This is a genomic window from Streptomyces sp. NPDC054834 (assembly GCF_053611185.1).
The window spans coordinates 141,417-154,035 of record NZ_JBSGZV010000007.1 but is presented as its reverse complement, the minus strand read 5'-3'; the positions used below and the strand labels follow the sequence as shown (position 1 = coordinate 154,035).

The following is a 12,619-nucleotide window of genomic DNA, read 5'->3' as shown; positions in this document are numbered from 1 at the left end:
GGTCGACCGACGTCCCTGTCACTTTCCGACTCTGCCCAGTCGTGTGCTGGAGCACGATCACGGCACCCGGCCACCTCACAGCCGCGTGCTCGGATCCGGTTCACCACGCGAAACGCTCTTGCCTCGCGCAGAACGAGCAGGCCTTCGGCTGCGAGACGGCGGATCCCCTGACGAGCCCGTTCGACGGCGGCAGGCTGGTTGCCAGCTCGCACCAGGTCACCTTGCGGTCCGGGTGGAGGAGAATGCCCCAGCGGGTGGCCACGGCATCGACGAGGGTCATACCTCTACCGCTCTCGGCGTCGTCGGTCGCGTCCAAGAGCACGGGCATGGCACGGGTGTCGGGGTCGTGGATCTCGATACGCAGGTCGGTGCCGTTCATGGTCACCGTGAGGGTGGCCGGGGTGCTGGCGCCGACATGCGTGATGACGTTCGTCACCAGCTCGCTGACACAGAGTTGAGCAGGCTCCGTAAGCTCCGTCAGGCCCAAGGCCCCCAAGTGCGCCCGCAGAGCGCGTCGTAGTGCCGCCACTCCTTCCGGCTCCGCAAGAAACGGAATCTCCCACGGCTTCCTCGGCGTGCAAGCGGTGCAGTCCATCCCTCTCAACTCTCCTTCATTCGTCTTCCAGTCCTGCGTGACGCGGCGAGCAGTGGCCTGTCGCCCTGGCGCGGGCCCACCCCTCCCAGGGCAGGAGAGATCGGGCGGGCATACGCGATGCGCTTCTGCTCGCAGCGGTAAGCGGTGCGATGTTCAAGCTAGGGGGCATCGAAGGTAAATTTGCCACTCTCTTCGACAAATTAGCCCGATCGTGGCTTCCGTCGAAGACACACGGCAGACTGCCGTCTGAGCGAACACGGAAGGATCGACATGCCCTCGAAGGCGGTCCCCACTCAGCGGCAGCGGCGTCTCGGCAGCGAGTTGCGCAGGATGCGGATAGCGGCGGGGGTGTCCGCGGAGCAGGCGGCCGGCCTCCTGGGCGTCGACCGGGGGAAGATCTCCTACATGGAGTCCGGTGTTCGGACCATCAGCGAGGAACGCTTGCGGGCGTTGGCGCACCACTGCCGCTGCGAGGACACCAAGTACGTCGACGCGTTGGTGGAGATGGCCCGGCCCGGCACGCAAGGCTGGTGGGAGCAGTACCGAGGCTCGCTTCCTCAGGGGATGCTGGACATCGCCGAGTTGGAGGCGCAGGCCACGCGCATGCGGACGGCCTGCGCGGTGCACATTCCGGGGCTCTTGCAGACGTCGGACTATGCGCTGGCGGTGTTCCGCGCCGTGCTCCCTCGTCTACCAGAGCACGAAGTTGCGATGCGACTCGCTCATCGGACCCGGCGGCAAGAAGTACTGAACGGCGAGGCATCCTCTCCCTTCATCGGCATCGTGCACGAAGCCGCCCTGCGAATGCAGTTCGGGGGGCCACGTGTGGCTCTCGCTCAGCTGGAGCACCTACTCCAGTTGAGCGAGCGGGAGGGTGTGACCGTGCTGGCCATTCCGTTCACCCATGGTGGTTTTCCCGGTGCGGGTCAGACTGTTCTGTACGCGGAAGGCGCCACAGAGCAGTTGGACACCGTGCAGATCGACAACTCCCACGGTCCGGACTTCCTGTACATGGACACCGAGTTGACCAAATACCGTGCCCATCTGGACTGGATGGAGGAGCTCGCATTGTCGGCGAATGATTCCAGAGACTTCATCCATGCAATCGCACGTGAACTCTGAGGAGATACCTGATGGCCGAGATCGAATGGGAAGATCCGTTCTGCGGAGAAGGGAACTCCTGCTTCCGCATAGGGACCGACCAAGCCGGCAACGCGTACGTGGCCGTCCGCGGCCAGGAAGACCGCTTCATCGTCGACAGTCGGGACGCGCTGCGTGTCATGATTCGAGACATCAAGGCTGGCAAGGCCGACCATTTGCTCCAGTGAGCCAGCCATGGATCCCCTCCCCTCCGATCCGCTTTGGGAGGAGGGGAACCACTCGCACATGTCGGTGTTCTCAGAGAGCGGTTTTCAAGACTTTGGGGCGCGGACTGGCGGTGCTCATCTCTCGGGGTCTGGCCAAGTCGCCGCAAGGGCTCGCCGATCTGGGAAGCGGGAGCCGGAGACCATCTCCTGGGTGATCTCACCGTTGAGCCAGCACACTTGCTCGGGGCCGCCGTCGCCGGTGTCGAACAGGCAACATACTCCGCCGCTGGCGGCGGTGAGGTCGGTGAACGCCTTCCTGATGTTGGTCGACCGCGCGAACAAGCGGCTCATCCCCGACGTCGCTGCCCAGCACTCCACCGACGCGTAACCAGGGTGCAGGAAGGACTCGAACCGGATCGTCGCGTAGATGTAGCCGATCTGGATGCGCCCGTCCGCCTCGGGTTGAGGGCCGCCCGTCTTCGCGTACTCGCGCAGCGCGTCATCGACGTCGAACATGAGGGACGTGTCGAGCTCGAGCGTGCTGCTCGTGGAGCAGTCGACCGGCTCGCTCTCGAAGTGGGACGTGAACGGGACGACTAGCCGCTCACCGCCGGGCAGGGTGATCTCGAGCGGCGGCACGCGCGGGGCCGGTGGCGCCAGCTCGGCCAGATTGGCCAGCGCCTTGGCGACGTTTCGGGGACGCAGGTAGATGTCGTAGCCGTAGCTCAGTCCCATTCTTCCCCCTCTGCTGGATCGAGCCGCACCTTCTCATGACCCGCCTTGGTGGAGCCTGCCAGTTTCCCAGGGGCGCGCCGATCCGGCTGCAACTGCCCCTTGCCCGCGCAGCCGCACCGCGATTGGCAGATATGGGCCAGGAGCGGAGAACGAAACCGCAGGTCGCGGAGCTTGGGCGTGGCCCATATCTGCCAATCGCTCCCCCGAGAGGGCGGTCCAGGTGCAGCAGTCGACGAACAAGTGCGTCGGAGGCCGCCCGCTTCCTTTTCAGGGTCGTGGTTCCGCGCCCCGAGTAAAGGGCGCTTCCGCTCCGCTGCGCTGCGCTCTCGCGTCGGCTGGCGCCGATGGCCCTTCGGGCCACCCTTGACTCGGCTCGCGGAATCACGGGGGAGAAGCGAGCGGGCGGCCCGGGGAAAGTGGGGGCCTGGGTGGGGCACCCCTTGGGTGGGCTGGGTGGTGGGGCGGTGGGAGGAGGGTTGGGTTGCCTCGGGTTGGCGTGAAGGTGGGCCGCGGGCCGGACCGCCTTCCTCGGATACTGGCGGCATGGCGCTCTACGACTCGCTCGGTACGACGTATGCGCGGACCCGGCGGGCCGATCCGCGGATCGGCCCGCGGATTCAGGGCGCGCTCGAGGGTATGGCGAGTGTGATCAATGTGGGGGCGGGGGCCGGGTCGTATGAGCCGGCCGCGACTGTGCTGGCGGTGGAGCCCAGTCGGGTCATGGTGGATCAGCGGCCGGTGGGGGCCGCGCCCGTCGTGCAGGGGGTGGCCGAGCGGTTGCCGGTGCGGGACGGTGCGGCCGATGCCGTTATGGCGCTGCTCACCGTGCATCACTGGGACGATCTGGCCGCGGGGGTGCGGGAGTTGCGGCGGGTGGCTCGGCGGCGGGTTGTCGTGCTGACCTGGGACCAGGTGGTCTTTCGGGAGCGGTTCTGGCTCGTGCGGGAGTATCTGCCGGAGGCGATGGCGTTCGACGACGCGCGCGCCGTGCCGGTGGAGGCGTTGGCCGAGTTGCTCGGTGGGGCGCGGGTGGAGACCATTCCCGTTCCGCATGACTGTACGGATGGGTTCGGCGCTGCTTATTGGCGTCGGCCCGAGGCTTATCTCGATCCGGAGGTGCGGGCGGGGATCTCGCTCTGCGCGCAGACCGGGGAAGAGCTCATCGCGCCTGGGCTGGAACGGCTTGCGGGGGACCTGGCGAGCGGGCGTTGGCGTGCGCGGCACGCTGAGTTGCTGGGGCTCGAGGCCATCGATGTGGGTTACCGGCTCCTGGTGAGTAACGTGTGACGTCCGACGTGACGGGAAAAGGGGGCCCAGCATGAACGCGGTGGTCACAGCGGTCAGCAGCAACGGCGAGTACTCGTTCACCAAGCCGAACCGGGAGAGCATCAACCTGCTCGCCGGGCTCGGGGTGGAGGGGGATGTGCACTCCGGGGTGACCGTCAAGCATCGGTCTCGGGTCGCGCAGGATCCCACGCAGCCGAATCTTCGGCAGGTGCACCTCATTCATGAGGAGCTCTTCGGGGAGGTGGGGGGTGCGGGCTTTCGGGTGGCGGCCGGGGAGCTCGGGGAGAACATCACCACCCGGGGGATCGATCTGCTGGGGCTGCCCACCGGCACGCTGTTGCGAATCGGGGACGAGGCCGTCGTCGAGGTGACCGGGCTGCGGAATCCCTGTCTGCAGATCGACAATTTCCAGCGGGGGCTGCTGAAGCAGGTCGTCGGGCGGGGGCAGGACGGGGCGCTCGTGCGGAAGGCCGGGATCATGAGCGTCGTGGTGGTGGGTGGGGGCGTGCGGCCCGGTGACACCATCAAGGTCGAGCTTCCGGAGGGGCCGCATCGGGCGTTGGAGCGCGTCTGAGTTGCCTCACGTTCGCAGAGGGGTGTGGCGCGCTGCCGTGAGCAGGCTCGTCAGGCCGCCCAGGGACTGGCCGATGAGGTTGCGGGGGCCAAGCGTAGGTGGTTGATCAGGCAGCGCGTCGGACACCGCCGCCGCTCGCGTCATGTCCGGTGGTGTGCGCGTGTTGTCGCCGTGGCCTCTCGCGTCGTACGTCACCCCGCCGTGGCCGTCGGTGAGGAGGCAGGCGGTCAGGTCGTCCCATTCGGCCATGTGGCCCGCCAGGCCGTGGTGAGGTGGCTCGTGGGGGCCGTGGTTTCTGGGGGCCGTGGTTTCTGGGGGCCGTGGTTTGTGGGGGCCGTGGTTTGTGGTCGCGGTCGCACGTCGTCAGGGTCGCCCGCCGAGCCGGGCGCCGCCACACGAATCCGGCACGAGAAGTCGTGTGGCGGTCCGGCTCGGCAGGGTGACTGGAAGATATGGGCCAGGGTCAGCCGAAGAAAGCGCAGGTGGGCAGGGGCCGGGTGTGGCCCATATCTTCCGATGTGCCGCGGATCCGGCCCGTCGGCCGGGGCGGGCCGGGTCAGCGGGCGGTCACGCGGTGCGGGACAGGTCCGCTCGGCCGAACAGCAGGGCGTAGCCGGGCGGGAGTTGGGTGAGGATGCGGGTGATCAGGTCGTCGCCGACCAGGTCCGGGAGCACGCTGAGGACCGAGCTGACGTCCCAGCGGGCCATGGCGGGGGTCGCTCGCTCGATGCGGGCCGCGATCGAGTCGACGAACTCGGGGGCGGTCCGGGGGTGGGTGGCCGGGATCTGGGAGGCCACCGTCTTCGCCGCCTCCTCGGGGAGGGCGCGGGCCAGGGCCACGCGTTCGTCGCCGATCACGTGGGCGCCGAGGGCGGTCAGGACCGTGCGGGTGATGTGTTCCGCCTCCTCGCGCGTGGGGTAGCGGCCGGCTTCCTGGACCTTCTCGATCAGGTCCGTCCAGGTGTTTCCTTCGGTCCGTGCGCCGTGTGCGGTTTCGTGCGGTATGCGGGGTCCGCTCAGTGTCGTCGGCGTCGGCAGTGTCACTCTGGGCACTGTCACGGTCGGCACCGTCGTCGCGGTCATCGTGTGTGAGCTCCCTTGCCTGGGTGACCTCGTCCCGCGGGCGTGGGAAGGGGTGACGGCCCGCGGGACGCTTCTTTCCTGGTGCGGTCAGCTGGTTCGGTCAGCCGCTGGTTCGGTCAGCCGCTGATCTGCCTGCGGCCGGTGTCGCCGCCCGTGATCTGGATGCGGCGCGGCTTGGCCTGCTCGGCCACCGGGATGCGCAGGGTCAGGACTCCGGCCTCGTAGGAGGCGTCGATGCGCTCCGTGTCGAGGGTGTCGCCGAGGAAGAGCTGGCGGGTGAAGATGCCCGTGGGCCGCTCGGCGACCAGCAGTTCCGCACCCTCGGGGGCGGGGGACCTGCGCTCGGCGCGGACGTTGAGGACGTTGCGTTCGACGTCCAGTTCGATCGTCTCGGGGTCGATGCCGGGGAGGTCGAAGTGGACCAGGAATTCGTCCCCGGACCGGTAGGCGTCCATCGCCATCGCGGACGGGCGGGCGGTGGTTGTGCCGAAGACCTGCTGCGCGAGGCGGTCGAAGTCACGGAACGGGTCTGTACGCATGAGCATCACGGGTCACTCCTCTCTTCAGGTACTGAGGTGCGATGCCCTACGCCTTCTTATATAGCTCCGAAGAGGAAAGTTGACAACCTCCGACTCAGGTTCAGCTGGTTGCTGATCCGGGAGTTAGTTTCGGCGCAGAACAGAAGGAGGCAGGTATGGCCAAGGTTCCCAGCTCGGTGGTGGCGGCCACGGGGCTCGTCGGTGGGTACGGTGTCGCCCGCTGGACCAAGAAGCGGCAGCTCGGCGGGGCCGTTCTGGCCGTCGCGGGGGCGGCGGCCGCGCAGCAGTGGCGCAAGCAGGCCGGCGGGAAGGCCGCGGGTGCGCTGACCGCCGCTTATGTCGCCGCGTTCGCCGGGTCCCATCCACTGGCGAAGAAGGTAGGGGCGTGGCCGTCGGTGTTCGGGGTCGCCGGGGCCGTGGCGCTGGCCTCCTGGGCCGTGGCCGACCGGCGGGGCTGAAGCCGGAGGCGGGGAGGCGGGGAGGAACACAGGAACGCGCCGCCTGGCAATAATCCGTTGAGCCATGGCATCAACGCCACTTCCGCAAGATCACCGCGCGGCCTAGCGTCGCCCCGTGAACAAGTTCCTCCTCGCCGTCCACGTCCTCGCCGCGATCGTCGCCGTCGGGCCCGTCACCGTCGCCGCCAGCATGTTCCCGCCTGCCGCCCGGCGGGCCCTGGCCGCGCCGGATGATCTACGGGCCGGCGAGACCGTGCGGCTGCTGCACCGGATCTGCAAGGTGTACGCCGTCTTCGGTGTCGCCGTCCCGGTCTTCGGGTTCGCCACCGCCAGCAATATGGGTGTGCTGGGCAGCGCCTGGCTGATCGTGTCGATCGCGTTGACGGCGCTCGCCACGCTCGTGCTGGTCGCGCTGGTGCTGCCCGGGCAGAGTGCGCTGGTGGAGGGCGGCGGTACGCGCGAGGCGACCGTGCGGCTCGCCATGTTCACCGGGATGTTCAATCTGCTGTGGGCCACGGTGACGATCCTGATGATCGTGCGGCCGGGGTCCACCACCGGAGCCTGAGTTGTCGTTGTCGACCACCGGAGCCTGAGTTGTCGACCACCGGAGCCTGAGTTTCTGTTATCGGCGGTCCTGGGCCCCGTCTCCGGGGCATGCACGAGACTCGACACCTCACCCGCCGCGGCCTGCTGAAGACCGTGGGAGCCGCGGGAGCAGCCGTAGGAGCAGTAGGAGCCGCAGGCGGTGCCATAGGCGTGACCGCCCCTTCGGCCGCGGCCGCCGGCGGGGCCTTCGCGCACCCCGGGCTGCTGCACACCCGTACCGACCTCGACCGTATGGCGGCGAAGGTCAAGGCGGGTGCCGCGCCCTACACGGCGGGATTCGCCAAGCTGACCGCCAACCGGCACGCGCAGAGCGGCTGGCGGGCCAACCCGCAGGCGACCGTGTACCGGGGGGCGGGCAGTCCGCAGAACTACGCGACCCTCTACAACGACATCCACGCCGCCTACCAGAACGCCCTGCGCCATCACGTCAGCGGAGAGGGCGCGTACGCGGACACCGCCGTCGCCATCCTCAACGCCTGGTCGGGGAAGCTGACGTCGATCGCGGGCAGCGCCGACCGGTTCCTCGCGGCCGGGCTGTACGGCTACCAGTTCGCCAACGCGGCGGAGCTCGTCCGCGACCACCCCGACTTCGACCTGGCGGGGGCGAAGAAGGTGCTGCGCGACGTGTTCTCGCCGCTCAGCGAGTCCTTCCTGACCCAGCACAACGGCACCGTCATCACCAACTACTGGCCCAACTGGGACCTGACCGCCATGGCCTGCGTGCTGGCCACCGGCATCTTCTGCGACGACCGGGACAAGGTCGACCGGGTCGTGGAGTACTACAAGAGCGGGGCCGGGCTCGGCTCGGTGAAGAACGCGATCCCGGTCGTGCACGATGACGGGCTCGCCGAGTGGCTGGAGGCCGGCCGCGACCAGGGGCACGCGCTGCTCGGCGTCGGCCTGATGGGCACCGTCTGCGAGATGGCCTGGAACCAGGGCATCGACCTGTACGGCCACGACGACAGCCGCTTCCTGAAGGGCGCCCAGTACGTGGCCAAGTGGAGCCTGGGCGGCACTGTCCCGTACACCGCCAACACCCGGAAGAAGGGGGCGGTGGGCGGCTGGTCCGGCTCGGAGACCGCCAGCGCCGCGGCGGGCGTCGACCCGGGTATGACCCGGCCGATCTGGGCGATGATCGCCAACCACTACACCAAGCGCCGGGGGCTGTCCGCCACCTACCTCACCCGGTTCGCCGCCAAGGCCGCGCCCGAGGGCGGCGGCGGGGACTACGGGCCGAACAGCGGCGGGTACGACCAGCTGGGCTTCGGCACGCTGGCGTACACGCGGGACAAGGCGGCGGACCCGACGGCGGCGCCCACCCCGACGGCCTCGGCCGATGCAGACTCCGGGTCCGGCTCGGGCACTCGCCCGCAGTCGGCCGCCTCCCCCTCACCCGCTACCGGCTCCGGCTCCGGCTCCGGCCACGACCTCGCCGCCACCGGTTCCAGCGACCTCCTCGGCTGGTCCGCCGCCGCGGGCGTCACCGCCGTGGCCGGAGGGCTGCTCCTGCTGCGGCGGCGGGACCGGGCGCGGCGCGAGAGCTCGTAGCGCTCGCACTCGCCGCCGGGCGGCACCTTGCCTCGCCCGCCACCGAGCACAGCTCAGGGGAGGTTCCGCAGTGGAGCTCCCTCGATCGCGCACTGGGTACGGATGTCCTCGGTGGCGGCGTGCAACCGTTCGGGGTCCTGGTCCTGAGCGGCGACGAGCAGCCCCTGGAAGGCGGAGGCGAGGCGGGTGTTGCCCGCCAGCCGGGCGAGTTGCGTCGCTTCATAGAGCCCGGCGTAGACGTCGGCGGTGGTCAGGGAATCCATGGATCCCAGTAGATCGTCGAAATCCTGACAGGCGGTGGTGGCCGAGGAAACCGTGGGCGTGGCGGCCGGCGGGGACGCGTCGTCAGGTGTGGAGCCCTGTGCCTGCTCGGTGGGACCGACGGCAAGAGAGAACGCCAGGACCAAGGCGGCGGAAAGGCAGACCGAGCCGATCGCGAGCCGTCGCCGCCGCTCAGAGGCACGCGTGTGGAGGTGTGCCACGGGCGCTTGGAGCGGTACCGGCGGTATGGGGTGCGACACCCCAGGAGCATGCCCCGGTACGGGTGGTGGCGCGGCCGGGCGCTCGGCACGCAGGCGGGCGAGGACAAGAGCCACCGCCACACCGAGGAGAACACACAAGAACCCTCCGACCAGGACCCGCAGCAGAGTGTTGCGAACCAGGGAAGGAGGCAGGTCCAGTGAGCAGGGGCCGGGGGCAAGGGCGAGGACGTCCACGCAGCCGGCCAGGACGACTCCGCTGAAGAGCAGCAGGGTCAGCAGGCAACCGGTCAGGTAGGCGGTCAGCAGGCCGAACGGGACGGCGAGCCAGCCGTGCCTACGTCGTACGAAGACCGTCGCGGCGGCGGCAACTCCTTGCAGCAGCACCGCGGCGCCGATCTGCCAGTAGACGAAGGCGAGGACGAAGCCGTCCTGGCTCCGTACCTCCTGGCTCACGCCGTGATGGAGCGCCAGGCGCAGAACGAGCTGGAACGAGGCGAAGCCCCCGGCTGCCAGGAGGCTCGTCGTCAGGGCACCTCTGAACCACGCCACATCGCCCGGCAGGCGGCGGCGCCACAGTGCGGCAATGGGGAACAGCCACACGACGACGACGGCCCCGACGAGCGGCGTCCACTGCGTGAACCAGAGCAGCAAGGGGTGTTCCACCGAGGCCCACAGCCAGAAGGGGCCCACCGGTGCCACCGCGCTGATCATGTGGAACTCGTCCCGGGCGGAGGCGTGGATCGGACCGAGTTCGTCCGCCATGTCGTAGAGGAACATCCATCCGCCGAGGAGCACCGCGAAGGGCAGCGCGGCGGCGAGGAGCCCGGCCGACCAGGCCTTTCCGGGAGGATGCAGCTCGGTGCCGAACCAGACGAGCGCGGACCGCGCCATCCACGCCACCAGTGCCACCACGAGCACGCACAGCACCACCGACCACAGCACGGCGGCTGGGCCGGGCATCCATGGACGGTCCATCAGGACGATGCCGTTCTGCAGGGCGAGCGGCTGGCCGACGACCAGGCCGAGGGCCAGGCCCAGTCCCGGCAGCAGGACCGTGGACGGGTTCCCGGCGTACAGGACCGCGCGCCAGATACCGAGGCCGACCACGGCCAGGGCGGCGGGTGTGCACAGCAGCGCGATCGTCCACCGCGCGTCGAGGGCGTCGAGCCGGTTCATCGTCAGCCACAGCAGGATGAGCAGTCCGTTGGCGGCGACCGAGACCGCGAGGCCGGAGGCGAAGCACTCGGCGAAGCCGAGCCGGAACATCTCCCGCGGGCTGCCGATCTCGGCGGCCCGTTGCGTCGGGGGCGGATGCCAGGCCAGCGGCCCTCGCCGCCACCAGGGAGCGCGCTCCCCGGTCCCCTTGCAAACCGTCTCCAGGAGCCCTTGGCCCACCCCCCAGGACGCGGCCCGGACATCGGCGCCGTACTCACGGGCCCGCAGCACGGACGCACACGTGACCCAGACGAGTAGGACCAGCGCCAGGGCACGCCAGGCCACCGAGAAGACGCCCTCCGCCGGCGTCCCGATCAACGCGACGGCGAGGGGGAGCAGTCCGGTGGGTACGAAAGCCAGGACCAGGGCGACTGTGAAGTAGAAGATCCCGGTGTCCTTGTTCCGCAGATGCGCCAATTCGTGCAGGACGACGGCCCGGGACCGGTGCGGGGCCTTGCCGTACGACGCGATCGTGCCCTGGAACAGCGCCACCCGACGGCGGCCGTGCCGGCCGAACGCACGCGCGTCCACTGTGCGGTATCGCGGGTCGGGGCCGGTCACGAGGAACTCGGGCGGCTGCCGCAGCCCCGCTTCTCGGCACAGGGCGTACAACTGCCCCAGCAGCCAGGCGTGGTCGGGGTTGTACGGCGACAGCGATTCCATCTTCGCGCGGTCGATGAGGAACCTCGGGGTGAGGAGGTAGATCGCGGTAGCCGTCACGGCCAGCGACAGGATTCCCGCGAGGATCCACCACGCCTTCTCCCGTTCGTACGGGGCGATGCAGGTCAGGAAGGCATGGGTGGAGGACAGGGCGTCGGCTCCGGATCCCTGCTCCGCCGGTGCCGCCGCGCACTGCCGGTAGACGGTTATGGCGCGATCGCGGTCGGGCGAGAAGGTGAAGTAGACCAGGTTGTGGACGAACACCATCGTCCCCACCAGAGCGGTGACAGCGAGGACGAAACGGAACTTCACGCCGCTGGGCAGCGCGAACGGATCGGGCGGTGCGGTCTGCACGGGAGTCTTCCGCCGGTCATCGGCGCACGCGGGCCAAGCCCGCGAGCACGTCCGCCAGCAGCCGGGCCTGCGCCTCGTCCAGGCCGTACCGGAGCAGCATCCGGTACGCCTCCTCGCGCATCGGCTCCGCCTGGTCGGGGGTGAGCCCGCTGTCCACCGGCCCTGTGCCGTCGTCGGCGGCCGGTTCGGCGCCTCCGGAGCGACGGAACAGTGAGCCGAGCCACCTGCGAACGGCGGCGCCGCTCTGGTCGGCGAGGTTCGCGGCGTACTTTTCCAGGAGGGAGGCGAGCACTCCCTGGACCATGGCGAGGGCGAACGGAGTGAGCAGCACCACGACCTCGGCGCCGGCGCCGGCCGCGCCGAGCGGACTCTCCTTTGCTTGGCCACCCTCTCCCGTGGCCGTCTCGAGTGTTCCTGCCGGGTCCTGGAAGTAGGCCCGGCTGTTCATGCCGAACATGACCATTTCCGCTGGAGCGGCCTGCGCGACCACGGATCGGGCCACGTCGCGCACCACGTCCTCGTCCACCACGGTGAAGTGATCACACATGGCAGCCCCCCTTTTTGGTTCTTGTTCACGGCGAATTTCTTCCGGAGGACGTCAATGTCCACGTGGGCTAATTGACCTGCTGCACATAGCTCACACCGTCCAGCATGAGAGAATCGAAGAGATATCCGTATCCCGCGTCGATCCGATCGATGTACCAGCTCTCATAGACGATCGGTCCGCCGGGGACATAGAGAGTCATCCGGGAGTCCTCCACGACCGCCGGGCCCTCCAGGACCTGACGGTTGTTGTAGAGCAGGCGCACATTCCCGTCGGCGAAGAAGGTGATCTTGTCGAGCCGCGCGGACCCTTCGCCGTCCCCGTCCCACTCCCCCACGAGCCTGTCGGGCACCTGTCCCACGATCACTGGATCGTCTTCGTTTTTCTCCGGCGTCGGTGTTGGCTGTGGGTCGGACGGTCGCGTGAGAGGCGGATCGGTATCGCCGGGATCAGTGTGGACGGGGTCGGTGATGACCGGTCGCGAATCACCACCCCCCGCGTCGCCGGATTCACCGCCTCCACAACCGGAAAGCAGCGATGCGGCCAGCGCGGCTGCTGCCGCACTTCCGAGAAAAGCGATACGCATGATTCCCCCCGGTGCATCATGCCCGCACCCGGGCGGAATGACGGCA

The 12,619-nt window shown here is 69.1% G+C and carries 15 protein-coding genes; 7 read left to right on the top strand and 8 right to left on the bottom strand.

Going from position 1 to position 12,619, the window contains the following annotated elements:
* Positions 1 to 100: 100 nt before the first annotated feature.
* A complete protein-coding gene (locus ACWGJM_RS12565; protein WP_453411636.1) occupies positions 101 to 595 on the bottom strand; it encodes an ATP-binding protein in 495 nt (164 codons plus the stop codon).
* Positions 596 to 865: 270 nt separating this feature from the next.
* Here ACWGJM_RS12565 and ACWGJM_RS12560 point away from each other — a divergent pair, with 270 nt between their 5' ends.
* The gene (locus ACWGJM_RS12560) at positions 866 to 1,717 is read left to right on the top strand and encodes a helix-turn-helix domain-containing protein (protein WP_453411635.1); all 852 of its coding nucleotides are present in this window, start codon (positions 866 to 868) and stop codon (positions 1,715 to 1,717) included.
* Positions 1,718 to 1,728: 11 nt separating this feature from the next.
* The gene (locus ACWGJM_RS12555; RefSeq protein WP_453411634.1) at positions 1,729 to 1,923 is read left to right on the top strand and encodes a hypothetical protein; all 195 of its coding nucleotides are present in this window, start codon (positions 1,729 to 1,731) and stop codon (positions 1,921 to 1,923) included.
* Between the two features lie 114 nt (positions 1,924 to 2,037).
* Here ACWGJM_RS12555 and ACWGJM_RS12550 read toward each other — a convergent pair whose 3' ends face one another.
* Positions 2,038 to 2,637 (bottom strand): hypothetical protein, encoded by a 600-nt coding sequence (locus ACWGJM_RS12550; RefSeq protein WP_453411633.1) that lies wholly within the window; start codon positions 2,635 to 2,637, stop codon positions 2,038 to 2,040.
* Positions 2,638 to 3,180: 543 nt separating this feature from the next.
* Between ACWGJM_RS12550 and ACWGJM_RS12545 the strand changes: the two genes are divergently transcribed.
* Together ACWGJM_RS12545 and ACWGJM_RS12540 are read left to right on the top strand one after the other, a co-directional pair.
* The gene (locus ACWGJM_RS12545) at positions 3,181 to 3,924 is read left to right on the top strand and encodes a class I SAM-dependent methyltransferase (protein WP_453411632.1); all 744 of its coding nucleotides are present in this window, start codon (positions 3,181 to 3,183) and stop codon (positions 3,922 to 3,924) included.
* Between the two features lie 31 nt (positions 3,925 to 3,955).
* Positions 3,956 to 4,498, top strand: coding sequence for an MOSC domain-containing protein (locus ACWGJM_RS12540; protein ID WP_453411631.1), 543 nt, complete (start codon positions 3,956 to 3,958; stop codon positions 4,496 to 4,498).
* 6 nt (positions 4,499 to 4,504) lie between these two features.
* Here ACWGJM_RS12540 and ACWGJM_RS12535 read toward each other — a convergent pair whose 3' ends face one another.
* The 3 genes from ACWGJM_RS12535 to ACWGJM_RS12525 form a co-directional block, all read right to left on the bottom strand.
* Positions 4,505 to 4,759 carry an alpha/beta fold hydrolase gene (locus ACWGJM_RS12535; RefSeq protein WP_453411766.1) on the bottom strand — a complete coding sequence of 85 codons (255 nt, stop codon included), beginning with the start codon at positions 4,757 to 4,759 and terminating at the stop codon, positions 4,505 to 4,507.
* Positions 4,760 to 5,065: 306 nt separating this feature from the next.
* Entirely contained in the window at positions 5,066 to 5,581 is a 516-nt protein-coding gene (locus tag ACWGJM_RS12530; protein WP_453411630.1) for a DUF2267 domain-containing protein, read from the bottom strand.
* 116 nt (positions 5,582 to 5,697) lie between these two features.
* The gene (locus tag ACWGJM_RS12525; RefSeq protein ID WP_453411629.1) at positions 5,698 to 6,126 is read right to left on the bottom strand and encodes an Hsp20/alpha crystallin family protein; all 429 of its coding nucleotides are present in this window, start codon (positions 6,124 to 6,126) and stop codon (positions 5,698 to 5,700) included.
* 149 nt (positions 6,127 to 6,275) lie between these two features.
* Here ACWGJM_RS12525 and ACWGJM_RS12520 point away from each other — a divergent pair, with 149 nt between their 5' ends.
* From ACWGJM_RS12520 to ACWGJM_RS12510, 3 genes are all read left to right on the top strand, one after another.
* Positions 6,276 to 6,578 carry a hypothetical protein gene (locus ACWGJM_RS12520; RefSeq protein WP_453411628.1) on the top strand — a complete coding sequence of 101 codons (303 nt, stop codon included), beginning with the start codon at positions 6,276 to 6,278 and terminating at the stop codon, positions 6,576 to 6,578.
* 115 nt (positions 6,579 to 6,693) lie between these two features.
* Positions 6,694 to 7,143, top strand: coding sequence for a hypothetical protein (locus tag ACWGJM_RS12515; protein ID WP_453411627.1), 450 nt, complete (start codon positions 6,694 to 6,696; stop codon positions 7,141 to 7,143).
* An 89-nt stretch (positions 7,144 to 7,232) separates the two neighbouring features.
* Positions 7,233 to 8,732: an alginate lyase family protein gene (locus ACWGJM_RS12510; RefSeq protein ID WP_453411626.1), complete on the top strand. Its 1,500-nt coding sequence runs from the start codon at positions 7,233 to 7,235 to the stop codon at positions 8,730 to 8,732.
* Positions 8,733 to 8,785: 53 nt separating this feature from the next.
* Here the strand turns inward: ACWGJM_RS12510 and ACWGJM_RS12505 are convergent, their stop codons facing one another.
* The 3 genes from ACWGJM_RS12505 to ACWGJM_RS12495 all read right to left on the bottom strand — a co-directional run bounded on the left by ACWGJM_RS12505 (position 8,786) and on the right by ACWGJM_RS12495 (position 12,573).
* A complete protein-coding gene (locus tag ACWGJM_RS12505) occupies positions 8,786 to 11,443 on the bottom strand; it encodes a M48 family metalloprotease (protein ID WP_453411625.1) in 2,658 nt (885 codons plus the stop codon).
* A 16-nt stretch (positions 11,444 to 11,459) separates the two neighbouring features.
* The gene (locus ACWGJM_RS12500; protein WP_453411624.1) at positions 11,460 to 11,990 is read right to left on the bottom strand and encodes a hypothetical protein; all 531 of its coding nucleotides are present in this window, start codon (positions 11,988 to 11,990) and stop codon (positions 11,460 to 11,462) included.
* 67 nt (positions 11,991 to 12,057) lie between these two features.
* Positions 12,058 to 12,573 (bottom strand): hypothetical protein, encoded by a 516-nt coding sequence (locus ACWGJM_RS12495; protein WP_453411623.1) that lies wholly within the window; start codon positions 12,571 to 12,573, stop codon positions 12,058 to 12,060.
* Positions 12,574 to 12,619: the final 46 nt, after the last annotated feature.

Excerpts from the sequence above, each read along its gene's own strand:
- ACWGJM_RS12495 (WP_453411623.1), bottom strand. The coding sequence starts at position 12,573 with ATGCGTATCGCTTTTCTCGGAAGTGCGGCAGCAGCCGCGCTGGCCGCA.
- ACWGJM_RS12550 (WP_453411633.1), bottom strand. The coding sequence starts at position 2,637 with ATGGGACTGAGCTACGGCTACGACATCTACCTGCGTCCCCGAAACGTC.
- ACWGJM_RS12525 (WP_453411629.1), bottom strand. The coding sequence starts at position 6,126 with ATGCTCATGCGTACAGACCCGTTCCGTGACTTCGACCGCCTCGCGCAG.
- ACWGJM_RS12560 (WP_453411635.1), top strand. The coding sequence starts at position 866 with ATGCCCTCGAAGGCGGTCCCCACTCAGCGGCAGCGGCGTCTCGGCAGC.
- ACWGJM_RS12510 (WP_453411626.1), top strand. The coding sequence starts at position 7,233 with ATGCACGAGACTCGACACCTCACCCGCCGCGGCCTGCTGAAGACCGTG.
- ACWGJM_RS12555 (WP_453411634.1), top strand. The coding sequence starts at position 1,729 with ATGGCCGAGATCGAATGGGAAGATCCGTTCTGCGGAGAAGGGAACTCC.
- ACWGJM_RS12530 (WP_453411630.1), bottom strand. The coding sequence starts at position 5,581 with ATGACCGCGACGACGGTGCCGACCGTGACAGTGCCCAGAGTGACACTG.
- ACWGJM_RS12540 (WP_453411631.1), top strand. The coding sequence starts at position 3,956 with ATGAACGCGGTGGTCACAGCGGTCAGCAGCAACGGCGAGTACTCGTTC.
- ACWGJM_RS12565 (WP_453411636.1), bottom strand. The coding sequence starts at position 595 with ATGGACTGCACCGCTTGCACGCCGAGGAAGCCGTGGGAGATTCCGTTT.
- ACWGJM_RS12545 (WP_453411632.1), top strand. The coding sequence starts at position 3,181 with ATGGCGCTCTACGACTCGCTCGGTACGACGTATGCGCGGACCCGGCGG.
- ACWGJM_RS12520 (WP_453411628.1), top strand. The coding sequence starts at position 6,276 with ATGGCCAAGGTTCCCAGCTCGGTGGTGGCGGCCACGGGGCTCGTCGGT.
- ACWGJM_RS12500 (WP_453411624.1), bottom strand. The coding sequence starts at position 11,990 with ATGTGTGATCACTTCACCGTGGTGGACGAGGACGTGGTGCGCGACGTG.